23 protein-coding genes are annotated in these 24,517 nt (G+C 63.1%); 13 read left to right on the forward strand and 10 right to left on the reverse strand.

What is annotated here, in order from left to right:
• Positions 1–2: 2 nt before the first annotated feature.
• Positions 3–1,523: an ABC transporter substrate-binding protein gene (locus AC3G7M_RS19035; RefSeq protein WP_489216865.1), complete on the reverse strand. Its 1,521-nt coding sequence runs from the start codon at positions 1,521–1,523 to the stop codon at positions 3–5.
• On the opposite strand from AC3G7M_RS19035, the gene AC3G7M_RS19040 reads away from it, so the two are divergent.
• Positions 1,507–1,824 (forward strand): hypothetical protein, encoded by a 318-nt coding sequence (locus tag AC3G7M_RS19040; protein WP_489216867.1) that lies wholly within the window; start codon positions 1,507–1,509, stop codon positions 1,822–1,824. The genes AC3G7M_RS19035 and AC3G7M_RS19040 overlap by 17 nt on opposite strands.
• 132 nt (positions 1,825–1,956) lie before the next feature.
• On the forward strand, positions 1,957–3,000 hold the full coding sequence (mgrA, locus tag AC3G7M_RS19045; protein WP_489216869.1) for an L-glyceraldehyde 3-phosphate reductase: 1,044 nt from the start codon (positions 1,957–1,959) through the stop codon (positions 2,998–3,000).
• Positions 3,001–3,041: 41 nt separating this feature from the next.
• On the opposite strand, the gene AC3G7M_RS19050 is transcribed toward mgrA, so the two are convergent.
• A complete protein-coding gene (locus AC3G7M_RS19050) occupies positions 3,042–4,151 on the reverse strand; it encodes an ATP-grasp domain-containing protein (protein ID WP_489216871.1) in 1,110 nt (369 codons plus the stop codon).
• Between the two features lie 188 nt (positions 4,152–4,339).
• Here AC3G7M_RS19050 and cysK point away from each other — a divergent pair, with 188 nt between their 5' ends.
• Entirely contained in the window at positions 4,340–5,419 is a 1,080-nt protein-coding gene (gene cysK / locus AC3G7M_RS19055) for a cysteine synthase A (RefSeq protein WP_489216873.1), read from the forward strand.
• A complete protein-coding gene (locus tag AC3G7M_RS19060) occupies positions 5,403–6,017 on the forward strand; it encodes a dimethylsulfonioproprionate lyase family protein (RefSeq protein ID WP_489216875.1) in 615 nt (204 codons plus the stop codon). The genes cysK and AC3G7M_RS19060 overlap by 17 nt, the downstream gene beginning before the upstream one ends.
• Here AC3G7M_RS19060 and AC3G7M_RS19065 read toward each other — a convergent pair.
• From AC3G7M_RS19065 to osmF, 4 genes are read right to left on the reverse strand one after another with little or no spacing between them, the layout of a single operon-like run.
• Positions 6,002–6,757: an ABC transporter permease gene (locus AC3G7M_RS19065; RefSeq protein ID WP_489216877.1), complete on the reverse strand. Its 756-nt coding sequence runs from the start codon at positions 6,755–6,757 to the stop codon at positions 6,002–6,004. The two genes, AC3G7M_RS19060 and AC3G7M_RS19065, sit on opposite strands and share 16 nt — an antisense overlap.
• Entirely contained in the window at positions 6,754–7,704 is a 951-nt protein-coding gene (locus AC3G7M_RS19070; RefSeq protein WP_489216879.1) for an ABC transporter ATP-binding protein, read from the reverse strand. Before AC3G7M_RS19070 ends, AC3G7M_RS19065 begins: the two co-directional genes overlap by 4 nt.
• Complete coding sequence (locus tag AC3G7M_RS19075; RefSeq protein WP_489216881.1) at positions 7,701–8,852, reverse strand: ABC transporter permease; 1,152 nt, start codon at positions 8,850–8,852, stop codon at positions 7,701–7,703. Before AC3G7M_RS19075 ends, AC3G7M_RS19070 begins: the two co-directional genes overlap by 4 nt.
• A gap of 51 nt (positions 8,853–8,903) precedes the next feature.
• Positions 8,904–9,821, reverse strand: a complete 918-nt coding sequence (osmF, locus tag AC3G7M_RS19080; protein ID WP_489216883.1) for a glycine betaine ABC transporter substrate-binding protein OsmF — start codon at positions 9,819–9,821, stop codon at positions 8,904–8,906.
• A 483-nt stretch (positions 9,822–10,304) separates the two neighbouring features.
• Here osmF and AC3G7M_RS19085 point away from each other — a divergent pair, with 483 nt between their 5' ends.
• From AC3G7M_RS19085 to AC3G7M_RS19120, 8 genes are all read left to right on the forward strand, one after another.
• Positions 10,305–11,828, forward strand: a complete 1,524-nt coding sequence (locus AC3G7M_RS19085) for a sugar ABC transporter ATP-binding protein (RefSeq protein WP_489216885.1) — start codon at positions 10,305–10,307, stop codon at positions 11,826–11,828.
• Complete coding sequence (locus AC3G7M_RS19090) at positions 11,828–12,874, forward strand: ABC transporter permease (protein ID WP_489216887.1); 1,047 nt, start codon at positions 11,828–11,830, stop codon at positions 12,872–12,874. The genes AC3G7M_RS19085 and AC3G7M_RS19090 overlap by 1 nt, the downstream gene beginning before the upstream one ends.
• A gap of 37 nt (positions 12,875–12,911) precedes the next feature.
• The gene (locus tag AC3G7M_RS19095) at positions 12,912–13,967 is read left to right on the forward strand and encodes a substrate-binding domain-containing protein (protein ID WP_489216888.1); all 1,056 of its coding nucleotides are present in this window, start codon (positions 12,912–12,914) and stop codon (positions 13,965–13,967) included.
• Positions 13,968–14,059: 92 nt separating this feature from the next.
• On the forward strand, positions 14,060–15,304 hold the full coding sequence (locus tag AC3G7M_RS19100) for an acyl-CoA dehydrogenase family protein (RefSeq protein ID WP_489216890.1): 1,245 nt from the start codon (positions 14,060–14,062) through the stop codon (positions 15,302–15,304).
• Between the two features lie 119 nt (positions 15,305–15,423).
• Positions 15,424–16,491 (forward strand): substrate-binding domain-containing protein, encoded by a 1,068-nt coding sequence (locus tag AC3G7M_RS19105; RefSeq protein ID WP_489216892.1) that lies wholly within the window; start codon positions 15,424–15,426, stop codon positions 16,489–16,491.
• Between the two features lie 24 nt (positions 16,492–16,515).
• On the forward strand, positions 16,516–17,766 hold the full coding sequence (locus AC3G7M_RS19110; RefSeq protein ID WP_489216894.1) for an LVIVD repeat-containing protein: 1,251 nt from the start codon (positions 16,516–16,518) through the stop codon (positions 17,764–17,766).
• Positions 17,767–17,896: 130 nt separating this feature from the next.
• A complete protein-coding gene (gene ssuD / locus AC3G7M_RS19115) occupies positions 17,897–19,060 on the forward strand; it encodes an FMNH2-dependent alkanesulfonate monooxygenase (RefSeq protein ID WP_489216896.1) in 1,164 nt (387 codons plus the stop codon).
• A 134-nt stretch (positions 19,061–19,194) separates the two neighbouring features.
• Positions 19,195–19,326 (forward strand): hypothetical protein, encoded by a 132-nt coding sequence (locus tag AC3G7M_RS19120; RefSeq protein ID WP_489216897.1) that lies wholly within the window; start codon positions 19,195–19,197, stop codon positions 19,324–19,326.
• Between the two features lie 69 nt (positions 19,327–19,395).
• Here AC3G7M_RS19120 and AC3G7M_RS19125 read toward each other — a convergent pair whose 3' ends face one another.
• The 4 genes from AC3G7M_RS19125 to AC3G7M_RS19140 all read right to left on the reverse strand — a co-directional run bounded on the left by AC3G7M_RS19125 (position 19,396) and on the right by AC3G7M_RS19140 (position 23,421).
• On the reverse strand, positions 19,396–20,217 hold the full coding sequence (locus AC3G7M_RS19125; RefSeq protein WP_489216899.1) for a carbohydrate ABC transporter permease: 822 nt from the start codon (positions 20,215–20,217) through the stop codon (positions 19,396–19,398).
• Positions 20,214–21,167 (reverse strand): carbohydrate ABC transporter permease, encoded by a 954-nt coding sequence (locus AC3G7M_RS19130; protein WP_489216901.1) that lies wholly within the window; start codon positions 21,165–21,167, stop codon positions 20,214–20,216. Before AC3G7M_RS19130 ends, AC3G7M_RS19125 begins: the two co-directional genes overlap by 4 nt.
• On the reverse strand, positions 21,160–22,551 hold the full coding sequence (locus tag AC3G7M_RS19135; RefSeq protein ID WP_489216902.1) for an ABC transporter substrate-binding protein: 1,392 nt from the start codon (positions 22,549–22,551) through the stop codon (positions 21,160–21,162). The genes AC3G7M_RS19130 and AC3G7M_RS19135 overlap by 8 nt, the downstream gene beginning before the upstream one ends.
• 108 nt (positions 22,552–22,659) lie before the next feature.
• On the reverse strand, positions 22,660–23,421 hold the full coding sequence (locus tag AC3G7M_RS19140) for an SDR family NAD(P)-dependent oxidoreductase (protein ID WP_489216904.1): 762 nt from the start codon (positions 23,419–23,421) through the stop codon (positions 22,660–22,662).
• Positions 23,422–23,627: 206 nt separating this feature from the next.
• On the opposite strand from AC3G7M_RS19140, the gene AC3G7M_RS19145 reads away from it, so the two are divergent.
• Positions 23,628–24,443 carry an IclR family transcriptional regulator gene (locus AC3G7M_RS19145; protein ID WP_489216906.1) on the forward strand — a complete coding sequence of 272 codons (816 nt, stop codon included), beginning with the start codon at positions 23,628–23,630 and terminating at the stop codon, positions 24,441–24,443.
• Positions 24,444–24,517: the final 74 nt, after the last annotated feature.

A 24,517-nucleotide genomic window follows, 5' to 3' on the forward strand; every position in this document is an offset into this window, starting at 1 on the left:
GGTCAGTTCTTCGGCACCCAGGCGTCGTACAGGGTAACCGAATGCACAGACCAGTCATTGCGCACGTCACGCACCTTGTCCGTGTTGAAGGCGGCGATCGACGGATAAACATACAGCGGCGCGGCCAGGGCCTTGTCGGACACGATCTGCTGCGCCTCATCATAGATCTGCTTCTGCTTGGCGGGGTCGGATGTCGCCGGCCCTTCATTCAGCAGCGCATCGAGATGCGGATCGTTGATGCCGGCCTCATTATTGTGATAGCCGCCATCCAGGCTGGTGAGGCCGTCGCTGTGATAGATGAAGGTCATGGCACCCGGCGTATTGACCGTCCAGTAATCGACATAAAGGTCATAGTCCCAGCTATACTGGCGGCTATAGACTTTTGAGTCGTCCGCCTTCTCGATCTGCAAATCGAAGCCTGCTTTCTTGGCGGTCGCCTGAAGCTGCTCGAACAGACCCAGATCGGCCGGCTGCGTCGATGCATAGACCGGGAAATGCACGGTCAGACGATGGCCGTCCTTGGTGCGATAACCCGCAGAATCGCGCCCGGTCCAGCCAGCCGCATCCAGCAATTTGGCGGCCGCCGCCAGATCATAGGGATAGGCGTGCTCAACCGCCGGATTATAGAAAGGCGTGTTCGGAGACAGCACGCCGCCGGCCGGAAGATAGGCGCCGAAGAAGATGCTGCGCAGGCCTGCGGGCGCGTCCAGGCTGAAGCGGAAGGCCTGCCGCACGCGCACGTCATCGAACGGCGCACGCTTGGTGTTCAGATCAAGCTGCCAGGGAACGCCAGGCTGAAAATCGTTCAGGATGGTGATATTGTCGGATGACTTGGCGCGGATGAAGTCTTCCGGCGGCAGGCCGTTCAGGACGCCCACTTCACCAGACAGAAGGGCGTTGAAGCGGGTCGCAGGCTCCTGAATGATCTTCCATTCCACCCGCTCGGCATAGGCCGGCCCGCTATGCAGCGCCTGCGGCGGCGGCGAATTGTAATTCGGGTTGCGCGTGAACACGACCTCGCTGTTGCGAATCCATTTCTGCACGATGAAAGGCCCGGAGCCCACGGGCGAGACGCAGTTCAAGGTATTGCCCCGCGCAAAGGCGGTGGGGGACTGCATGCCCGCACTCGGGTTCGCGAGTGTCGTCAGAAAGAAAGAATTCGCGCTCTTCAGCTTCACGACCAGGGTTGCGTCATCGACCACTGTGATGCTGCCGAGATTGGTCAGCTGCGGCGCGATATTCGCCGATCCGGTCTTGGGGTCCAGCCAGTGGTCGAAATTCGCCTTCACCGCGGCAGCGTTGAACGGCGTGCCGTCGGTAAATTTGACGTCGGTGCGGAGATGGAACGTATAGGTCAGCCCATTGTCGGTGACGTCCCAGGACTTGGCCAGCCAAGGATGATAGGAGCCGTCTTCGTTCTGCGAGATCAGGCTGTCGGTGAACATATGCGCGATGATGTCCTGCGGCACATCGCCGCCGACCGTCGGGTCAAGGCAGACCGGCTCCTTGAAGGTCGCCAGCACGATCGTGCCGCCGGGTTGGGGCTTATCAGCCGCCCAGGCGGCGCTGGTCGACAATCCGAGCAGAGCCACGGCAAGCCATCTCGCCGATACGGCGGCCACCGGTCCAGTTGCAAATTTTCTCATGGCGTTTGTCGCTTGTCTTTCGGGTCAGGTGGCGCTGGCTGTTCTGATGCTGGGATGCGGGATCAATCGAACGGAAGATCCGAACCTGCCCTGGCATCGCCGCGGCAAGCGGCTGGATGGGCCCGGGCAAGGCATATCGCTATTGTGTGTCGGTGTTTGGATATTCCATGACGATTGACGCGAACCGTTTAGCGTGAGACCATAAATATACGTACTACAAATCGTTGTATATATAATATTGCTATCAATTGTCGTTTTTCTTGCCCACGGCCGCCGGCCCGCCTTTCCAAACAAAGGATCGACCTGCCCCATGACCACCGACCTCGCCTATCGCGCCGCGGCCGACCGCTACGACGCCATGCCCTACCGCCGCACCGGCCGGTCTGGTCTGGACCTGCCGGCCATCTCCCTCGGCCTTTGGCACAATTTCGGCGGTGAGGACGTGTTTGAAACGGGTCGCGCGGTTCTCCGGCGCGCCTTTGATCGCGGCGTCACCCATTTCGATCTCGCCAATAACTACGGGCCGCCCTATGGCTCGGCGGAAGAGAATTTCGGCCTCTGGCTGGAGCGGGACTTCCGCCCGTATCGGGACGAACTGGTTATTTCATCCAAGGCCGGCTGGGATATGTGGCCTGGCCCCTACGGTGATGGCGGCAGCCGCAAATATCTCATCGCCAGCTGCGAACAAAGCCTGAAGCGGATGAAGCTCGACTATGTCGATATCTTCTATTCGCACCGGCCGGATTTCTCGACCCCGCTCGAGGAGACCATGGCCGCCCTCGCGCAGCTCGTGCGGCAGGGTAAGGCGCTGTATGTCGGCATCTCCTCCTACGGTCCCAAGCGCACCAGAGAGGCCGCGGCTATCCTGCAAGACCTCGGCGTGCCACTGCTCATCCATCAGCCCTCCTATTCCCTCATCAACCGATGGATCGAAGACAGCCTGCTCGATACGCTGACCGAAATCGGCGCCGGCACGATTGTCTTCTCGCCTCTCGCACAGGGCCTGCTGACCGACAAATATCTGAATGGTGTGCCCGCGGGCACACGCGCATCGAAGAACAGCTCCTTCGATCCGGCTTTGCTCAGCGAGGAGAATCTCGCGCGCGTGCGGGCTTTGGGGGAGATTGCGCATCGGCGCGGCCAATCTCTCGCGCAGCTCGCCATCGCCTGGGTCTTGCGCAATCCGGCGGTGACATCGGCGCTCATCGGGGCGCGCAGCGTGGCCCAGCTGGACAATGCGCTCGACGCGTTGAACCGGCTTGACTTTACACCCGATGAACTCAGCGAGATTGATCGGCATGCGACCGAAGGCGGCATCGACCTGTGGCGCGAGGTCGCGACCCGCGGGGAATAGAATGCGGTGCCCACGCCGTGCGGCGGCGTGGGCACCGCGCTTCAGCTGCTGACCGGATAGGTTGCAATCAGCGCCCGCTGCCGCCGCCATGCACGCAGGATATCGAAAATACCCTTGCTGCGATGGCCACGCTTACGCATGGCCGCCCCGATCGCAAAACCGCGCCCATAGAAACTGGCAAGATCACGGAACAGATCCAGCAGACTGGCATCCGGGTCCCACATATGGATGGGCTCCGCGCCAATACCGTTGATTTCGATGATCTCGAAGCCCTTGCCGTGCTGCAGGGCGGCCAGGCTTTCGAATCGCAAATCGACCCGGCCATGATGGAAATCGGGCATTGCCTGCGCCACCTTCTCGATCGCCGCCTCAAGCTCCGCCGTCACCAGATGGGTCGCATTGCGGAACACCGCACCTTTGGAATGGTTGCCGGTAAAGACAAGCGGAATCGTCGTGCCAATGGCCGGCACTTCCTCCAGCCGATCCGCGAAACGCGGCAGGAACACGTCAGGAATTCGTCCCGCCCGCGGATGCGCATGGATAAGCTCCGCCAGCGTGCTGCGGCCATCGCCCACGATATAAGGAAAAAACTTGAAGGTCATGGACAGGATGCGCCCGCGGCCACCCCCTGGCTCGCGCGAATAGAACACGCCCGCTTCATTCGGAAAGGGAATGAGCTTCTGGACCAGAAGCACCGTTCCGCGTGCGAAACGCGCCAGCGTCTCGCGCAATTCCGCTGCATCATCGACGCGCCGTACGCCAGACCCCTTGCAGCCGATATCGGGCTTGATGACGATGGGAAAGGTCAGCCCCAAGCGGTTCATGATGGACGCTACCTGAGCGGCCGCATCCGTCCCGGCCGTGAACGTGCCGTAGGCTGCGATGACAGGATGCTGGTCGGGATGAACCTGATCGAGGATTGCCGATTTGCTCTCGCCGCACAGGCCGCCCGCAGGAATAGCAGGATTGGCCAATGCCGGCAGCGCGAAATCGCGATAGCGCAGGCCTAACACAATCCAATAGAGCGTGAGCGGCCCGTAGATCACCCAATTCGGCAAAAACTCAAAGCCGGCCGGCGCCCTGTGCTCCTGGTCCATCGCTGCCAACCTATGCCAGCCGCCGTTGACGGTATTGACCTCGTCCATAGGCATATTCACTCCTCATCGTGAGCCGCTCACGGCCTGCGCTGCGCGTCACGCGCGCAGAGACATTTCAGAACGCGGGTGCCAACACGATTTTGTTTCGCATTATATCGTGAGTTGTATCGTGAATAAATTTTACATACTTCCTACTATAGTGCAATAAGTGGATATCGAAAGCCAGTGAGGCCAAGATCGACATGTATTCCGATGACAAAACGGCCAGCCTCGCGAAGGACAGCGCTGACTGTCCTGTCTCTCCGCCTCAGCCAGATATCCATGGCAGTCACGCTATCGCGCCGCGGCCGCAAGGCCGTATTCTTGACAGCATCGTTGATGCCGTCGGCCATACCCCGCTCGTCCGTCTCAGCCGTATCGCCAAGACCTTCGATCTTTCGGCGGAAATTCTTCTCAAGCTGGAACATCTCAATCCGCTTGGCTCCATCAAGGATCGCATCGGTATTGCGATGATCGCGGATGCCGAAGCTCGGGGACAAATCACCCCGGAGCGCACGCTGATTGTCGAGCCGACCTCGGGCAATACCGGCATCGCCCTCGCCTTCGCCGCTGCAGCAAAAGGCTACCGGCTTCTCGTCGTCATGCCTGATTCGGTCTCCAGCGAACGCATCAAGCTGCTGCACCTGCTCGGCGTGCAGGTCGAATTGACGGATGCGGAACTCGGCATGGCACACGCCATCCGCCGGGTCGAAGAAATCGTCCGGCAGATACCGGGCGCCTGGTCACCACGGCAGTTCGACAATCCTGCCAACCCCGCCGTTCATGAAAAGACCACGGCGGAAGAGATCTGGCTTGATTGCGATGGACGCGTCGATATCGTGATCGCGGGCGTCGGCTCGGGCGGCACCATCAGCGGCATTGGCGCGGCGCTGAAGCCGCGCAACCCTGCCCTTCAGGTCGTGGCCGTCGAACCGGCCGAGAGCGCGGTTCTGTCCGGCGATGAGCCTGCCTCGCATGATATCCAGGGCATCGGCGCCGGCTTTATTCCAGCGACCTTGAATATGGCGATCATCGATCGCGTCATGCGGGTGACGACGGCTGAGGCCGGCGCCGCGGTGCAACGTCTCGCCCGGCGGGAAGGCATCGCCTGTGGCCTGTCCACCGGCGCGGTGCTTAGCGCTGCCATCATCCTGGCGCGCGATCCGACCAATGCGGGCAAGCGCATCGTCGCGATTGCGGCCTCCTCCGCGGAACGCTATCTGTCGATGCGCATCTTCAGCAGGATTGCCGAGGCCCCGGATAGTTATGCAGACCGTGACTAGCCTGCTCGCCGCCTTCCAGGATCGTCTTGTGCGGTCGCGTGAGACGGACCCTGTAGCTCTGGCCGAAATTGCGGCCATGCTGCACAATTGGCCGCAGCCTTTTGCGCTCAGCCAAAGAACGGTGCCTTATCAACAGCCTGTCTGCCGCCATCTGGACGCGGCTTTGGACGCTGCGTTGCGCGGACCGGAATCCGCTATCACGGCCGCCATCATACCGGCTATCGCCACGCTGCGCTGGACCTATGGCTACCCGTTCCAGCCGCGCTGGCCCGATCTCGCCAATACTATCGGCTTCGCGCAGCTGATTGGACCCACCGGCCTGATGGATGATGCGCAGCTGCATATTGGCCTCACCTTGATGGCGCCGGCCACGCATTATCCCATGCACAGCCATCCGGCGATCGAGACCTATCTCGTCCTCTCCGGCACCGCCCTGTGGCGGGTCACCGGCGCCCCCTTTGTCGCAAAACCTCCCGCCAGTCTCATCGTCCATGCCGATGGTATCGGCCATGCGATGGAGACAACCGATACACCGCTGCTGGCGCTCTTCGTCTGGCGGGGTGACCTCGTCACCGCGCCCGTCTATCTCGATGACTGACCGAGACCGGACCGCCGCGCCAGCGCCGCCTCGATCGCGCGCAGACCGTCAAAGACAAGGATAGCGAGCGCACCCACCATCAGGCCGCCCTGCACGACGAAGGCAAGATTGTTGGAGGTCAGCCCCGCGATGATGACAGCGCCAAGCGTGGAGGCCGCGACGGTGGAGCCGATCGTCGCAGTCGCGATGCTGATCACGACCGACAGGCGAATGCCCGCCAGAATGATCGGTGCGGCCAGCGGCAGTTCTACCTGCCACAGGCGCTGACGGCCGGTCATGCCCACGCCGAGCGACGCATCCATGATCGTGGGCGGCAGCGTGGACAGGCCCGTTAGCGTATTCTCAAAAATCGGCAATAGCCCATACAAAAACAGCGCGATCAGGGTTGGCCTGTCGCCGAAACCCAAGATCGGCACGGCCAGGGCCAGCACAGCCACGGGCGGAAAGGTCTGGCCGATATTGACCAGGCTACGCGCCAAAGGCAGAAATTCGCGCCCCGCGGGACGCGTCACCAAAACTGCCATGCCGATCGCCAGCACCGCGGCAGCCAAGGTTGCGACCGCGACGATTTCCAGGTGATGCAGCGTGAGCACGGCAAGACTGCCCTGGTCATAGATCGCCGGCGCCCCGTTTTCCGTCAGCGGCCGCAGCAGCGGCGCGAACCAGGCCGGGTGCCACAGGAAAGCGACCAGCACCGCAAGCAGAACAAGCCGCGGGATGACAGACCAACGCAGCCTCATGCCGCGGGCGGTCCGGGCGGGCGGCTCGCCGCGATCAGCCGTGCCCGCGTCACCCTGCCAAGCTGGGCGCCATCCGCCTGCCGCACCGGGGCTGCGTCCCGCCCGCTCCATAACAAGGCGGAGAATGCGTCGCGGGCTGAGATATCGGCGTCCAGCGCCTCCCCCCCCGCCTCCCCGGGCTCCAGCAGGTCACGCACCTTCAGCAAGGACAGCAGCCGTAGCGGACGGTCCCCCGCACCAACCAGACTATCCACGAAAGGCGTCGCCGGCGCCGAGAGAATCTCGGTCGGCGTCGCATATTGCAGCAGCCGGCCGCCATCCATCACCGCGATGCGGTCACCCAAATGGATCGCCTCTTCCATGTCATGCGTCACCATAATGATGGTGGTGCCGAAGCGCTGCTGGATGGCGCGCAGATCCTCCTGCGCCTTGGCGCGGATCACGGGGTCCAGCGCGCCGAAAGGCTCGTCCATCAGCAGCACATTGGGTTCGGCGGCCAAGGCGCGGGCCACGCCCACCCGCTGCTGCTGGCCGCCCGATAAGGCGGCCGGGTAGCGCCCTCCATATACCGCAGGGTCCAGCTGGAACAGGGTCAGCAGCTCCTCCACACGCGTCTTGATGCGCGCCCGGTCCCATCCCAGCAATGCCGGCACGGTGCCGATATTCTGTGCGACCGTACGATGCGGAAACAACCCATGACCCTGAATGGCGTAGCCTATCCTGCGGCGCAGCAGATAGGTGGGCAGGCTGCGCGTATCCTCCCCATCGATGCGAATGCTGCCCTCAGTCGGCTCCACCAGCCGGTTTATCATGCGCAGCAGCGTCGTCTTGCCTGAGCCTGATGTACCGACAATGACGGCAATGCTATGGGCGGGAATAGTGAGCGATACACGGCTCACCACCTCTGTCCCGTCATAGCGCTTGGTGACGTCGTCAATCTCGATCATGCAGTGCTACTAGGGTTGGAGGGTGGGGAGAGCGCGTCGACCACGGCATCCAGCAGCACGGCGGCCGCGAAAGCCAGCGCCACCGTCGGTACCGCGCCCAGCAGCACCAGATCCATCGCCGTCTGGCCGATGCCCTGGAACACGAAAACGCCGAAGCCGCCGCCACCGATCAGTGCGGCGATCGTCGCCAGCCCGATATTCTGCACAAGCACGATGCGAATGCCGGTGACGATGGTCGGCAGCGCCAATGGTAACTCCACCTGCCACAGTCTCTCGAAACTCGTCATGCCCATGCCCCGCGCCGCATCGATGGCCGCGGCCGGAACGGAGGCGAGACCGGCCACCGTATTCGCCACCACGGGCAGCAGCGCATAGAGGAACAGGGCCAGAAGCGCAGGCGCCATGCCGATGCCCTGAATGCCGATGGCAGCCGCGCCCGGCACATGCAGCGCAATCCAGCCGAGCGGCGCTATCAGAATGCCGAACAGCGCGATGGAGGGAATGGTCTGCACCAGGTTCAGCGTATTCAGCACGGCATTGCGCAGCGATGCGACCCGGTAGCTGAGCACGCCGAGCGGCAGTCCGACGATGGCCGCCGCAATCAGAGAGCCGAAGGCCAATTCCAGATGCGCGCCGGCGGCCGCCCAAAAGCTGTCGCTCCGCACCGCGTATTCTTTCATGATCGACAGGTGGCTCCACAAGCCGCTGTCGAGGATCAGGCCGACCACCACGGCCGTCGCTACCAGCGCCGCAACGCGCCCCAAGGGACCGGGCCGCAGCCGCGTCAGCCCATCGGCCAGAAGCAGGGCCATGGCGAAAGCCAACAGCCAGAAACCGGCAGCCGGTGCAGCGCGCGCATAAGGATTGCCGGGCGGCGTGAGGATGGCGCAGCTGCACCCAATCGCGACAGCCAGCGCCAGAAGGGCAATCACCGCGGCGGCAATGCGCAGCAAGACACGCCCGCGCAGGCATCCCAGCCCAAGCGCCACGATGACGATAGCCAGCAAGAGACCAGCGCCCCACGCCGGCAACGCCTGCAGCAGGTCATGCGCCACACCGGGCAGGATGCGATTAGGCCGGACGGAGACGAAGGGCAGGGCCAAGCCGCCACAGACCACCACGGCGATAACAAGGCCGACGCGGTTCACCTGGAACCGCGCCGGAGCAGCCTCTCCATACCCGAGCCTGGATCGCGCCACTTACTTCAGGAAGCCGTTCTTCTTGAGAAAGTCTTCGGCCACCGCCTGGGCCGGCTCGCCGCCCACCTGCACCCGCCCGTTCAGCTCCTGTAAGGTCACCAGATCGAGCTTATCGAAAACGGGTTTCAGTAAAGTCGCGATCTCGGGGTGCTGCTTCAGCACGGCGTCACGGATGATCGGCGTGGGCTCATAGACCGGCTGCACATGCTTGTCGTCTTCCAGCACAACCAGTCCCGAAGGCGCGATGCCGCCATCAGTGCCATAGACCATGGCGGCATTGGCGCCGTTCGTCTTGTTGGCGGCGGCCGCAATGGTCGCGGCCGTGTCACCGCCCGACAGAACGATGAGCTGGTTGGGCGTCAGGGTGAAGCCGTAGGTCTTCTCGAAAGCCGGTAGCGCGCCGGCGGAATTCACGAATTCGGCCGAGGCGACCAGCTTCACGGTGCCGCCGCCCGTCACCCATTTGCCGAAGTCGCTGAAGGTCACGACATGGTTCGGGCTTGCCACATCCTGCCGCAGCGCCACTGCCCAGGTATTATTGGCGGGCGCGGGCGTCAGCCAGACGATCTTGTTCGCGGCATAGTCCAGGGACTTCGCGAGTTCGTAGCCCTGATGGGCATCTTTCCAGGCCGGGTCATCGGGCTTGTTGAAGAAGAACGCGGCATTGCCGGTATATTCGGGGTAGATGTCGATCGCGCCGGAGATGATCGCCTTGCGCACCACGGGCGTGGTGCCGAGCTGAATGCGATCTTTGGTCTGGATGCCGTGGGCCTTGAGCACATCCAGAATGATATTGCCCAAGACGCCGCCTTCGGTATCGATCTTGGAGGAGACCACGACCTGGGCCTGGGCCTGGGGCATCGCCGCCATCAGTGACAGCGTGAGCGCCGCTCCGCCCAGAATATTCCGTAAGCCCATCGCGACAAATCCCCCATAAAACACGCGAATAAATAGCTATTTCATCTCGCGCTTTGTTGTTTAGACTTTTGGCATACGTATAAAGCCCGAGCAAGATGCATAACGGATATCTTGCGTGGCCCGCATGGACCCGCCGATCACAATCTCGAAACCGCATAGCGCGCGGCAGCTTACGGCCAAATCTAGCCCCAGCCGCCGTCCTCAAGGCAAGCGTATCTAGCGAACGAAAAACGCTAATAATGGCGTGACATTGGACATTGACCACTTTTCATGCGTTATGGATGCGTGTATTGCACGTTTAGCGAATGAGAAGGCGTGATATGATCTGGTTTCGGCGGCCCCACTCCTGTCGGTGATCACGCGCATCCTCGCGGTCCGCCTTCCTATCACCACGCTCGGACAGATCTCCATGAATAGCTCTCTCGTGCCCCAGCCGGCACAGCACCTGATGGCGCGCCCACCGCGCCCCGCGCGTCCCCAGCCATGACAGCGACCGCCATTCGCGCCCAGGCGATCAGCAAAAGCTTCGGCTCCAACCGGGTTTTGGACGGCGTGTCGCTGTCCCTGGCGCCGGGTGAGGTTGTGGCCCTGATGGGTGCCAATGGGGCCGGCAAATCCACGCTGGTGAAGATCCTCGCCGGCGTCCATGCGCCGGACGAGGGCAGCATCGACATCGGCGGACAGATCTGCCGTTTGGCAAGCCCGGCGCAGGCCCAGGCGGCCGGTATCCTCTCGGTCCATCAATCCGTGATCGAAGGCGGCGTCGCCGCCCTTTCGGTCGCCGAAAACCTCGTGCTCGACGAAATCTGCGGCGCCCGCCTGCCGGTCTATCTCAGCCCCCGCCGCATACGCCGCCGCGCGGCCGAAATCGCCGCGAAGACCGGCCTTACGGTTGATCTATCACAGCCGCTCTCCGCCCTGAGCCTCGCCGAACGGCAGCTGGTTGCGATCGCCCGTGCTTTTGCGGGTCAACCGCGGCTGCTGATCCTGGACGAGCCGACCGCCTCTCTTTCGGCGGCCGAGGCCGAGCGGCTGTTCACCCTGGTGGAACGCGTCAAGGCCAGCGGCATTGCGGTGCTGTTTATCTCCCACAAGCTCGCCGATCTGCGCCGCATCGCCGACCGCGCGGTGGTGCTGCGCCATGGAAGGGTGCAGGGCGAATTCACCCGTCCGCTGGATCTCGCGGCCGCCACGCGCGCCATGATCGGGCGTGACGTCGTGCCGACCGCACGCATCCAGACCACCGCCGAACGGACACCGCGCGCCACCCTCCACGGCGTGCAGCTGCGGAGCGACGCGCCCGCCATCGATCTCGATCTGTTTCCGGGCGAAATCACCGTCGTCACCGGCCCGCTCGGCGCCGGCAAAAGCAGCCTTCTGGAAGTGCTCTTCGGCCTGCGTCCGCCCGCTGCCGGCGAGGTGACGCTCGACGGCCGGCCGTGGAGGCCGCGCGGCCCTTCGGACGCCATCGGCTCAGGCGTCTTCATGGCGGGCGAGGACCGCTGGCGTACCTCTCTTGCCCCGGCGGAGACGCTCGGCGCCGATCTCGCGGGCACCATCGCGCTGCCGCATCTGCAGCACTGGTCGCATGCCCTCGGCTTTATCGGCTTCGGCCGCGAACTGGCGGCAGCGCAAGCCGCCATCCGTCGCCTCGGCATCGTCTGCCGCGGCCCGCGCGACCGGCTGGACCACCTCTCGGGCGGCAATCAGCAGAAGGTCGTGGTCGCCCGCTGGCAGGCCCAGCCCGCCAATCTGCTGCTGCTCGACGAGCCTTTCCAGGGCGTCGATCTCGGTGCGCGGCATGATCTCATCGCCTCTCTGCGCGCGATGGACCCCAAGGCCGCCATCCTCATCGCCACCAGCGACGTCGAGGAGGCGCTGGAAGCCGCCGACCGCATTCTCATCCTGCGCGACCGCGGCATCGCCGCCGAATATCGCCCCGGCCAGGAGGATTTCCTGAGCCGCCTGACCAATCTCGAAACGCTTGTTGCCGGAGCCGCCGACTGATGAGTGATTTGGCTCGATCCACGACATCCGAGGGCGCGCAGCGGCGCGGGACACAGCATCCGGCCGCCATCCTGGGCAGCCTGGCCGGAAAGGGCGCGATCTTCATCATCCTGATCGCGCTCCTCGCGATCTTCGCCGTCATCCAGCCGGTCTTTCTGCGCGCCGCCAATCTGCTCGACATTCTCGAAGCCGTCTCCGTCACGGCGCTGCTGGGCCTGGGCATCACCATCAGCCTCGCGGTCGGCGGGTTCGATCTCTCGGTCGGCAGCACGGCCGCCATGGGCGTCATGACGGCCGCCTATGCCCAGGTCGTCTGGGGCTGGGGCGCGGTGCCGACCGTCCTGCTCGTGCTCGGCGTCGGCATCGCCATCGGTCTCTTCAACAGCCTGCTCATCATCGTGCTGCGCGTGCCCGATCTGCTCGCCACACTCGGCACGCTGTTCCTGGTCGGCGGTTTGCAGCTCATTCCGAGCGCGGGCAATTCCATCTCCACCGGCATGGTCTTTGCCGACGGCACCGAAGCGGACGGCATCTTCTCCCCCGCCTTCCTTGCCCTCGGCCGCACGCGCCTCTGGGGTCTGGTGCCGCTGCCGGTCGTCATCCTCGGCATCGTCGCCATCCTGCTCTGGGTGCTGATGGAGCGTCTGCGGTGGGGCCGCGCCATCTATGCCGTCGGCGGCAATGAGCGCGCCGCCCATCTCGCCGGCGCGCCCACGGCCCGCCTCCGCGTCTTCGCCTATGCGCTGTCCGGGCTGCTGTCCTCGCTCGGCGGCGTGCTGCTCGCCGCCCGCGTCGGCCGCGGCGATATCATGACCGGCGGCTCCCTGCTGCAGGACAGTTTCGCCGCTGCCCTGATCGGCTTCGCCGTGCTCAACCTGCGGCGGCCGAATATCCTCGGCACCGTTGTCGGCGCCATTCTCGTCGGTGTGCTGCTCAACGGCCTCACCATGCTCAACGCGCCGTACTACACGCAGGATTTCATCAAGGGCGCGGTCCTCGTGGGCTCGCTTGCCCTCACCTATCGGCTCGGCCGCGACCGGCGCTGAGCGCCCATCACGCATCGTCAACTGAGGTAAAATTCCCATGAGGAAACGTCTTCGCGCCCTGCCCCTGCTGCTTTCGGGCGTCATCCTGGCCGCCGCCGGCATCCTGCCCGCCCGCGCTGCCGGCTTGCCCGGCGCACCGGCCCCCTTCGACCAGGGCGACGTCAAGGTCGCCCTGATCAGCCTGATTTCGCAGGGTGATTTCTTTCAGGCCTACCGTGTCGGCGCCGTGCGCCAGGCCAAGGCGCTCGGCATCAATCTGCGTCTCTTCCCCGGCAATGGTGACGGTGCGGTGGAACGCGATGCCGTGCAGCAGGCGATCAACCTTGGCGTGAAGGCCATCATCATCGACCATGGCCGTCTCGATACGTTGTCCGACCTCGTCAACCAGGCGCTCAAGGCCGGCATCAAGGTCGTGGCCTTCGACGTCAACCTGAACAACCCCGCCATCCCGCAGGTTGAGCAGAGCGACAAGGACCTCGCGACCCTCGTGCTCGGCCAGGCGCTGAAGGATAACGGCACGTCCTTCGATGCCGGTCTCGTCTTTGTCGCGGGCTTCGCGCCGCTCGATCGCCGTCGCGCCGTCTGGGACGATGTGCTGAAGCAGAACCCCAATATTCATCAGGTCGCGCAATGGGGGTCGGTCAGCAACCCGGTCGCGACCAATGTCGCCGATCAGACGGCCGCCGTCTTCCGGGCGCATCCCGATATCTCGGTGGTCTTCGCGCCCTGGGACGAATTCGCCCGCGGCGCCAATCTGGCCGTGGCCGAGAACAAGCTTTCCTCCAAGGTGAAGATCTACAGCGCCGATATCTCGACCGCCGATATTCAGGCCATCCGCGCCCCTGACAGCGCCTGGGTCGCGACGGCTGCCACGAATCCGGCAGTGGTGGGAGAAGTCTCCGTCCGTGCCGCGGCCCTGCTGCTCGCGGGCCAGGACCCAGGGCATGAAATCCTGGTCGAGCCCGCGCTCGTCACCCGCGATCTTCTCGTGAAGGACAATATCCAGAACGTGAAGGATCTGGAGGAGAAGGTGCCGTCCTTCGCCGGCAGCTCCGCCGCGACCGCCGCCTGGATTCCGGTTCCGCGCAGCTAAGCCTGCCCGGACCACGCAAGTTGTCTTGTCGCCGATGCTCTCGCGCATCGGCGACGGCAGCTCACACCGCCGAATGATGGGACAAACCGATCATGGCCTATGACCGTTCCAACCTGCCCGAGGATTTCAAGCTGGGCTCCGCCTGGGGCGGCTCAGATGATGCTGAATTCGATCGGCTCAGCCAGCGCTTCCGCCCGCTCTTCACCCGCATCCGCGAGAACGCCATCAAGCGCGAGCTTGACCGCGACCTGCCCTATGATGAGATCGACTGGCTGCGGGACGCAGGTTTCACGGCGCTGCGCGTGCCCAAATCTGCGGGCGGTCTGGGTGTCAGTCTCAAGACCTTCTTCGCCCTTCTGATCGAACTGTCGGAGGCGGACTCCAACATCACCCAGGCTTTGCGCGCCCATTACGGCTTCGTCGAACATATCCGCACCGAAGCCCCGCCCGAACGTCAGGCCCGCTGGTATGAGCGGCTATTGCGCGGCGATGTCGTCGGTGCCGGCTGGTCGGAACTCGGCAATGCCAAACAGGCCCGCTTTTCCACCGAGGTCCGGCAGACGGCGGAAGGATGGCGGCTCAACGGCTCCAAATTCTACACCACCGGCACGCTCTTTTCAGACTGGGTGCATGTCGGCGCGTCGGATGCCGATGGCAATGGCGTCAGCGTCGTGGTGTCGCGCCGCGCGCCGGGTGTCGAGGTTGTGGATGACTGGAATGGCATGGGCCAGCGGCTGACCGCCAGCGGCACCACGCATTTCCAGAACGTCGCTGTCGACGAGGCGGACATCGTCGCGGAGCGCGCCCCCTTCTCCTATTCGGAAGGGTTCTATCAGCTGGTGCATCTGGCGACCCTCGCCGGCATCGCCCGCGCGGCGGCCAGCGACACCGCTGCCATCCTCCGCGCCCGCAAGCGCAGCTACAGCAATGCGCCAACATCGAGTGCGGCCGACGACCCGCAACTGCTTCAAGTCATCGGCCGCGTGCGGGCCCATGCCTATTCCGCCGGCGCCATTGTGCATCAGGCAGCGCGCGCGCTCGACCGCGCGGCGGACGCCGTCGGGCAGCATGACGAACTGGCTGTGGTGGCCGAGGCCGAAATCGAAATCTGGCAGGCACAGACTGTGGTGTCTCAGCTTGTCATAGACGCGACCGCCGCTCTGTTTGATGCGCTCGGCGCCTCGGCCACGCTGCGCGATACCGGGCTTGATCGCTACTGGCGCAATGCGCGCACCATCAGCTCCCACAATCCGCGCGTCTATAAGGATCGCATCGTCGGTGACTTCGCCGTCAACGGCCGCATTCCCCAGGGGCAATGGCGTATCGGACGGGCCTGACGTCGTTAACAACTAAATTCCATCGTTTATTATAAAAATCACGTTGCCATGTGATGGTGCATCCTATATCGCTCACGCATTCGCGATTATGCGTCCTCCGTTTGCGATATAGGTGTGCTATGCGCGTTGCTTTCAAAAACCGGCTTCTCGCCGCTTCTGCTGTTTTCGCCTTTGGCGTGGCCTCACTCGGCGCGGGCCGCGCCCAGGCCGCTGGCCTGCCCGGCGCGCCCCCGCCCTTCGACAAGGGTGGTGTGACCATCGCGGTCGTGAACTATCTCAGCGGCAGCGATTTCCTCCAGGCCTATGAGGCGGGCGCCGCGCGCCAGGGCAAGGCCCTTGGCGCCTCTATTCGTCTGTCGGAAGCGCAGCAGGACCCCAACCGGCTGCGCGCCCTGGTGCAGCAGGCGATCGACCTGCATGTCCAGGGGATCGTCATCAACAACGGCACCAAGGAAGCGCTGCGCGACGTTGTGCAGCAGGCGCAGGCTGCGGGCATCAAGGTCGTCACCTATGACCTCGATCTCGGCCTGCCCGGCGTGCCTGTGGTCGAGCAGAACGACCACACCATGGCCGATCTCGTGCTCGCCCAGGCGCTGAAAGACAATGGCGATCACTTCAACGCCGGCGAGGTCTATGTCGCGGGCTTCCTGCCGCTGGACCATCGCCATGCTGCCTACCGCGCCTTCCTGGCCGCCCATCCCGGCATCAAGAACCAGGCGGTCTGGGGAATCGTCAACAGCACGACCCCCGCCTCCGTCGCCGATCAGACCCAGGCAGTCTTCCGCGCGCACCCGGATATCACGGTCGTCTTCACGCCTTGGGACGAATTCGCGCGCGGCGTGAAACTCGGCCTTGGCGAATCGGGTCTGAACGCCAAGGTCCGCATCTATGGCGTCGATACCTCAACCTCTGACATCCAGGCGATGCGCGAGCCGAACAGCCCCTGGGTCGCAAGTGCCGCGACCAATGCCGCCGTCGTGGGCGAAGTATCGGTCCGCGCCGTCGCCCTGCTGATCGCGGGCCAGAATCCGGGCGCCAAAATCGACGTCAACCCGCATCTCATCACGCGGGACGAGCTGCTGAAGAATGATATCAAGACCATCCAGGATCTGGCCGCCAAGGACCCCGATTTCAGACAAAGTGATGCGGCGACCGCGTCCTGGATTCCTGTGGTTTCGGCGAAGTAACAGCGGCGGAGTGGCCCCCGGACCATGACGGATCTCGTTCCTGACTATGCCCGCAACATGCGGCTGATCGGCCATAGCGACCAGGCCGGCCGGTCGGATGGCGTGCAGCTCATGGTCCATCGCGGTTATGCCTATATCGGCCAGTTCGTCTCCGAAGGCTTCAGCATCGTCGATGTGCGTGACCCGCGGCGCCCGCGCGCTACGGGCTTCGTCGCCGCGCCGCGCAATACCTGGAATAACCATCTGCAGGCCCATGATGACCTGCTTTTGGTTGTCCATGCAAAGAACCTGTTCGCCGATCCTGCCTTCGCGGATGAGCACGCCTATTACGGCGGCTCGGTGGCGGAGACGCTGGCCTCGGCCCAGCCCGCCAAACCGGCGCGGAACTGGAGCGCGGGTCTGGCGATCTATGATCTGAAAGACCCCGAAGCCCCGCGCCAGATCGGCTTCATGCCGGTCGAGGGCGTCGGCCTGCACAGGCTTTGGTATACGGGCGGGCGTTACGCCTATGCCTCCGCCCTGCCCGACGGGTTCAGCGACTATATCCTGATGACGATCGACGTCTCCGAGCCCACCCGCCCACGCGAAGTCGGCCGCTTCTGGCTGCCTGGCATGAATCTCGCGGCCGGCGAGCGGCCAGGCTGGCCCCCCACGCAGCGCGTCGCCCTGCACCACGCGACCGTCTCCGGCACCACCGCCTATGGCTGCTGGCGCGATGGCGGATTGACGCTGATTGACGTGGCCGACCCCGCCGACCCCAAGCTGATCGTGCATCGCAACTGGGCGCCGCCCTATGGCGGCGGTACCCATAGCGCACTCGCTCTCCCCGGCCGCGATCTGCTCATCGTGGCGGATGAGGCCGTGCTCGACAATCAGGAAGACGGTCTCAAACTCACCTGGGTCTTCGATATTCGCAATCCGCAAAATCCCGTCAGCATCAGCACTTTCCCGACACCGGCGGAGCGTGACTACAAGGCCAAGGGCGCCCATTTCGGCCCGCACAACCTGCATGAGAACCGGCCCGGCAGCTTCATCAGCGACACGCTGATTTTCGCGACCTACCAGAATGCCGGCGTGCGCGCTTTCGACATCTCCAACCCCTACCAGCCGGTGGAGACCGCGGCCCTAGTGCCCCCGGCACCGACGCGCATGATAGACCGGCGGCCCGGCCGCCCGCCCATCATTCAAACCTGCGACGTTTTCGTGGACGAGCGCAGCCTCGTCTATACGACGGACTATAATGCCGGGTTGCATATCATGGAGTATCTCGGCTGACGGCGGCTTTGCCGCAGGCGACGAGCAGGATAGTGATCATGGCCGTTCACAGGGGCGGCCGCCGGCCGCATCATCGGGTATCGCCGCATCGGTCCCCGACGCATGCGTCGATTTTGAAATGAGGCATGACATGGCGCGCGATCCGCTGGATTTTCTCTGGTTCATCCCCTCCTCCGGGGACGGGTCCTATCTTGGCTCGAACACGCTGGCGCGCACCTCGGACCCGGCCTATTTCGCGGAAGTGGCCCAGGCCGCGGACCGGCTCGGCTATTCAGGCGTGCTCATTCCCACGGGGGCGGCCTGCGAAGAGTCCTTCGTGCTCGCGGCCTATCTCGCGGCCTATACCGAACGGCTGAAATTCCTGGTCGCCGTCCGGCCGGGCACCGCCTCCCCCAGCCATTACGCGCGCCTCGCCTCCACGCTCGATCGCGTCTCGCACGGCCGCCTTCTGCTCAATATCGTCGTCGGCGGCAGTACCCACGAACTGGCGGGTGACGGCATCTTCCTGCCCCATGATGAGCGGTACGACCACGCGGCGGAGTTCTTTCAGGTCTTCAACAGCCTGATCGAAACCGGCCAGGGTCATCTCGACGGCAAATACATCACAGCCCATCATGCGACGCTCGGCGTGCCGCCGGTGCAGGAGCCGCGTCCCCCGATCTATTTTGGGGGCTCATCGGATGCCGCGGTCGATTTTGCGGCTGGCATCATCGACAAATACCTCACCTGGGGTGAGACGCCGGCCCAGGTGGCCGAAAAAATTGCGCATGTGCGCCGCGCTGCGGCGAAGCACGGCCGCGAGGTCACCTTCGGTATCCGCCTGCATTTCATCGTCCGTGAAACCGATGAAGAGGCCTGGGCAGCGGCGGACCGGCTGATCTCCCATCTGACGGATGAGACCATTGCGGCCGCGCAGGAAGTGCTCAGCAAGCAATCTGATTCCGTGGGGCAGGCACGTATGCAGGCCCTGCATCAGGGGCGCCGCGACAAGCTGGAAGTCTCGCCCAATCTCTGGGCGGGTGTCGGCTTGGTGCGCTCCGGCGCCGGCACCGCGCTGGTCGGATCACCCAAGACCGTCGCCGCCCGTCTGCGGGAATATCAGGATCTGGGGATCGACACGGTCATCGCGTCAGGCTTTCCGCATCTCGAGGAAGCCTATCGCGTGGCGGAGTTGCTGTTCCCCGAACTCGGCATCGCCTCTCCGGTGGCGCCGCTGCGCGCGACCTTTGGCGAGGAGCGCGTCTTCGGCGGTGGCGGCCATGCCGGCAACGTCAAGCGCGGCACAGCATCCTGACAGTGCGGTGGCGGCGGTGGGCCTCGCCATTTATTCTGGAACAAAATTAGTTACCATGGGCGTTGTATTTGACCTGCATTTGCAACCGGAATAATGAAATGGTCTCTGGCATTTGACCGATAAAGGACCATGACATGACCAAGCCCATGGCTATCATTCTCCTGGTTTGCACGATGGCTGTCGCCGCCTGCACGGAAAAGCCGGTCTCGGCGCGTCTCACCAACCCCGCCCCGGGCTCGAACGGCGCGGCTGCTGAAGCCAAGTAATCTGCCACCCTCAGGCTGCATGCGCCGCCTGAGGGTCCTTTGCAGCGCGACAAGGGCGCCTAGCCTGTCTTATTTGCCGATGCCCGCCGTCATGCCGCGGACAAAAAATCGCTGGCTGGCGAGATAGAGAATGAGAAGTGGCAGAATGGAAAGCAGCGCACCCGCCATCATCATCGGCTCGTTGGTGGCAAAGCGCCCCTGATACAAAGCCAGTCCCGCCATCACGGTCCGCTGCCGGTCATCCTGCAGAAAGACGAGTGCAAACAGCAGTTCGTTCCAAACCCAGATGGTATTGACGATCACCAGGGTGAAGGTCGTCGCGACCGACAGGGGCATGACAATCCGCAGCAGAATGCGCGTATGCGAGGCGCCGTCGATGGTCGCCGCCTCGATCAGCTCCTGGGGCAGCTCGCGAAAGAAATTGGCGAGGAAGAAGATGGAGAAGGGAATGAGCAGCCCCGTATAGACCAGCGTCACTGACGGCAGGGTATTGATCAGGCCCGCCTGCACCATCACCGTGAACAGCGGCACGACCAAAGCCACCGGCGGCAGTGCCATCAGGGCAATATTGATGTTGAAGAAGGTGCGCCGGCCGACAAAGCGGCCAAAGGCAATCGCATAGGCCGCGAAGACCGCAATCACCGTCGCCGCGACCACCGCGACCAGCGCCACCAGGATACTGTTGAGGGTCCATCGCCCGAAGGGCATGGTCTGAAAGACGTCCATAAAGCCATGCAGGCTGGGCGATGTCGGCAAGCCGGTCGGATTGCTGACATAGGCTTGCTGAGTCTTCAGCGCCGTCTGCATGATGAACCAGAGCGGATAGATCGAGACGACCGTCAGTCCAATCAGCAACAGCTGCTGCAGGCCCGGCACAAGCAACCGTTTCATAATCCACCCTCGGAGGACTGGGCTCGCATGCGCAGATAGACAAAAATCAGCACGCTTGCCAGGCCAAGCAGCACGACCACGGCCGCGGAGGCGACGCCGATGGCGCCATTCTCAAATCCATTCTCAAAAATATAGAATTCCAGCACGCTGGAGGATTCCGCCGGGCCGCCCTTGGTCAGCACATAGACATAGGTAAAGATGGCGGAGAGGACGGTAATCGCTTCCACAATCATGAAGAATTCGATCACCCGTCGTATCTGCGGCAGCAGGATCGACCATTGAATCTGCCAGCCGCTGGCGCCGTCAATCCGCGCGGCCTCGACCAGCTCTTGCGGCACCGCGAGGAGAGCGGCCGCGAAAACGACGATGCCGAAGCCCAGCTGCTGCCAGATGATGACGCCGCCGATCGTGGGCACCACATTGGAGGCTGAGCCAAGCCAATCCGCCGCCAGGAAACCCAGATGCCAGTGCAATAGCTGGGTATTGAGCACGCCACGCTGCTCCAGCAGAAAGCTGAAGGTGAGCCCGATCGCGGTGGCCGGAAGGATGTAGGGCAGAAAGACGATCGCGCGGTAATATTGCCAGCCACGCACCTGCGCATTGAGGATGAGCGCGATGATCAGGGCCAGCACCGTCATAATCGGCACAGTCAACAGCAGCTTCAGATTGTTGAGCAAAGACCCAACAAAAACCGGGTCCTGCCACAGGCCTTCATAATTCGCTGTACCCACATAGGTCAGATCACCCACCGCGCCCGAATAGAAACTGAAGCGGATGACCTCAACCAGCGGATAGCCGAAGGCCGCCACCAGCGCCAGCACAGCCGGCAAGACAAAGGCATAGGCCCAAAGACACCGGCCATCGAATCGCTTCTGTTTGGAAAGGCGGCGAAGGGTCTCTTCGCCGCCGCTCGCCAAGGCTCGCCGGACCGAATGGTCGGCTTCAGCCATGAGTCGCTGCCCAGGTCTTGAACTGCCGGAATTCCTGCACCTGCTGCAGACGCCATTGCTTGATCACGCGGTCCCAAATCGCGACCGCCTGGTCTGGCGTGCCGGCCTTCGAGGTAATCAGCTGCCCGGCCGGAATATCGGCATTGTTGTCGACCTGCGGCGGCAGATAGTTTTCCAGCCAGATTGAGACCGGCGCAGTATCCAGCTCATAGAGCTGCTTGGCGAGCGGATCGGAAATCGCAGAAACCGGAAACCGCTTGTCGGCCGGAAAGGCGTTGGTCTGGCTGTAGAGCGTCTTCAAATTATCCGGCTGGTGCAGCCAGGCCAGAAAGGCCGCGGCCGCAGGCTTGTTTTTGGACCAGCTGGTGATGAACTCGTCCGAGGATTGCGTGACGTCATAGGTATCGGCCAGCTTGCCATTGCCCCAGATGGGCGGTGCCGCCACGCCGATTGACTTGGCACCCAGCGTCTGCTCCCAGGTCAGCACATTGCCGTCGGTCGCAAAGGACATCGCGACCTTTTTCTGCGGGAACAAGGTCCAGCCCTGGGTCAGGCTGAGCGAGGCGACGTCGGAATTGACATAGCCCTTCGCGATCATATCCTGCATCAGGCCATAAAGGTTGCGCAGAACCGTATCGAACTGCGCCATCTTATAGGTGCCGGTATTGGCGATCGCCGATTTGAGCTGGTCGAGCGAGTCGAGTTCCTGCTTGGCGTAGATCGCAAACATCCAGGCGCCGAAAAACCCGTCGCTATTGCCCATGCCGAACGGCGTAATGCCATGCGCCTTCAAGGCCGCGCAATCGGCCAGGAAGTCTGTCCAGGTCTTGGGCGGCGTCTCGGGGTCAAGACCGGCCTGCTTGAAAAGATCCTTGTTCCAAACAAGTGGCACGCCAATCAGATACAGCGGCATGGCGATGATTTTGTCGCCCGCCACATTCTCATTGGTATTGAGCCATTGCGAGGTCTCGGCTGCCGGCACGTAATCCGAAATCGGCACGGCAGCACCGGTCCAATAGGGCGTCAGCGTCGGCAGCGTCGCCCATTGCGTATCCATATCGGGGCCAGACTTGCTTTGGGCGGCCAGGCGGAAGGCGCCGATCAGCGTGTCTGAGGATTGCGGCACGATATCGAGGCTGACCTTCGGATTGAGCGTCTCATAGGTCTTGACCGCGCCTGCGAGCCATTTGTCGATGCCTGGCACATCGCTCTCACCCCAGAACCAGAAGGTCAGCTTGGCCGCTTCTGCGCTGCTGGTGGACGCGCTTTGGGCGAGCGCGGCATGACCGCCAAGGCCCAGCATGGCGCCGACCGCGAGGGCGGCACGAAGCCCCCGGCCGCGGAGCCGTCGCCAGCCTATCCGGTGAAGGGTATGCGAGATCATCGTACTTATCCCTTGCTGCTATGAGTGTGATGGCTTCTCTTCAGTCACGCGCGCCGGGCCTTGGCAGCATGGCGCCTGGGCAATGTCTTTTTTGGTATCAGAACGATATTATGGCTTGCTCTCACAGACGATTTGGCCGCCATCGACCACAATCGTCGTTCCGGTGACATAGCTTGCCTCGTCTGAGGCAAGATAAAGACAGGCGTTGGCGACATCGGACGGCGTGCCCAATCGGCCCAAAGGCACCGACCGCTCCATGCCCGCGATGAAGTCGAGCGTGCGCGACCGTCTGATTTCATCGGTCAAGACATTCCCCGGCTCGACGCCATTGACGGTAATGCCGTAGGGCGCGAGTTCCATACACGCGCTGCGGATCAACCCGACAATACCCGCCTTGCTCGCAGCATAATGGCTATGGCCGGGACTGCTCACCCGCGGCCCGGTAATGGAGGAGGTGAAAATCATGCGGCCGCTGCCTTGACGCTTCATCGCCGGCAGGCAGGCGCGCAGCGACAGAAAGGCGCCCTTCAGATTGACCGCCAGAACATGGTCCCATTCTTCTTCGGTCACGTCCTCGATCATCGTCCAGGGATAGATGCCGGCATTCTGGCACAGAATATCCAGCCGGCCGAAGGCGCTTTCGGCTTCCCCGGCAATGCGCGCGTTATCCGCAGCCGAGGTCACGTCCATCTGGACGAAGCGGATCGGGGCTGAGTCCGGCAGGCTGACCATCAGCGCTGCGCCAGACCGCTCGTCCCGATCACCGATCACGACAGAGGCGCCTTCTTCCAGGAAGCGCGTGACAATGCCGGCACCAATGCCGCGGGCACCGCCGATCACAATGGCCACTTTCCCCGCGAGACGTTTCATGACCACCCCGAATACACAAAGCCATTGGCACAAAACATGCCTTCCGAAATGCGGCATGTGTCGAAGATCTCAGGAGCCTGCTTGAAGCGAAACCTGATTCGCTTAGTTCCGAATAATTTGTCCAACAGACAAGACAGCAGTTCAATATACTGGACAAGCTTACGATAGGCTTTAAAACAGCGCAACGACATATTCGGAAGACTGACGTGGGTGATTCGACTGAAAACGCGCGGGTCCGGGGCGTGGATCGCGTGCTCGACCTGCTCAAGGCGCTGCACAGCGCGGGCAAGCCGCTGCGCATCGGCGAACTTGCCCGGCACCTGAACGCACCGCGCTCGACGACCTATAATCTTGTCAATCGCCTGCTCGAAGGCGGCATTTTAGAAATCTATGACGATCATTCACGCGTTTTCTTCGGACGGACGCTGCATTTCTATGGGGCCGACTATCTGAACAACCACCGGCTCAGCCGCCTGGCCAGCGAAGAAGTGGCGGCGCTCGCCAGGCTGACGGGGCAGACGAGCCAGTTCTGCACTCTCAACGGCAATAAGTTCACCGTTCTGCACATGAAGACCGGCCGCGCCTTCTTCAAAATCAGTTCCGACGTCGGCCGTGACATGCCCATCCCCTGGACCGCGTCCGGGCGCCTATTGGTCGATCACCTCAATGCAGAGGCGATCAAAGCCTTCATCCCTGCGGAGGACTTCGTCCTGCCCGACGGACACAGTCTTGATGCCGACCAGTTCTGCCATGAGGTTGCGCAAGCCCATGCGCAGAATTTCTTCACGACCAGCGGGCTCGTCGATGATTTCGCGGATTGTCTTGCCGTGCCGGTGCGCGGCAAGACCGGAATCACCCTGGGCTGCATGTGCCTCATCATTCCGCGCGACCGCGCCGTGGATGACCGCAGCCGGTGGGAGGATGCGCTGAAGGACAGCGGCAAGCGCCTGGCCCAGAAGCTCAACGAAATCGCGCCGTCCGCCGAAGACAAAAGCGACACGGCATCCCTTGACATAACCTAGGCTTGCTTCCTCATCCTCTCATCGGGTCTGACCCGGCACGGCTGGCCGGGTATCGCCACAATAACCGGCACAAT

It is taken from the genome of Acidisoma sibiricum (assembly GCF_057837225.1).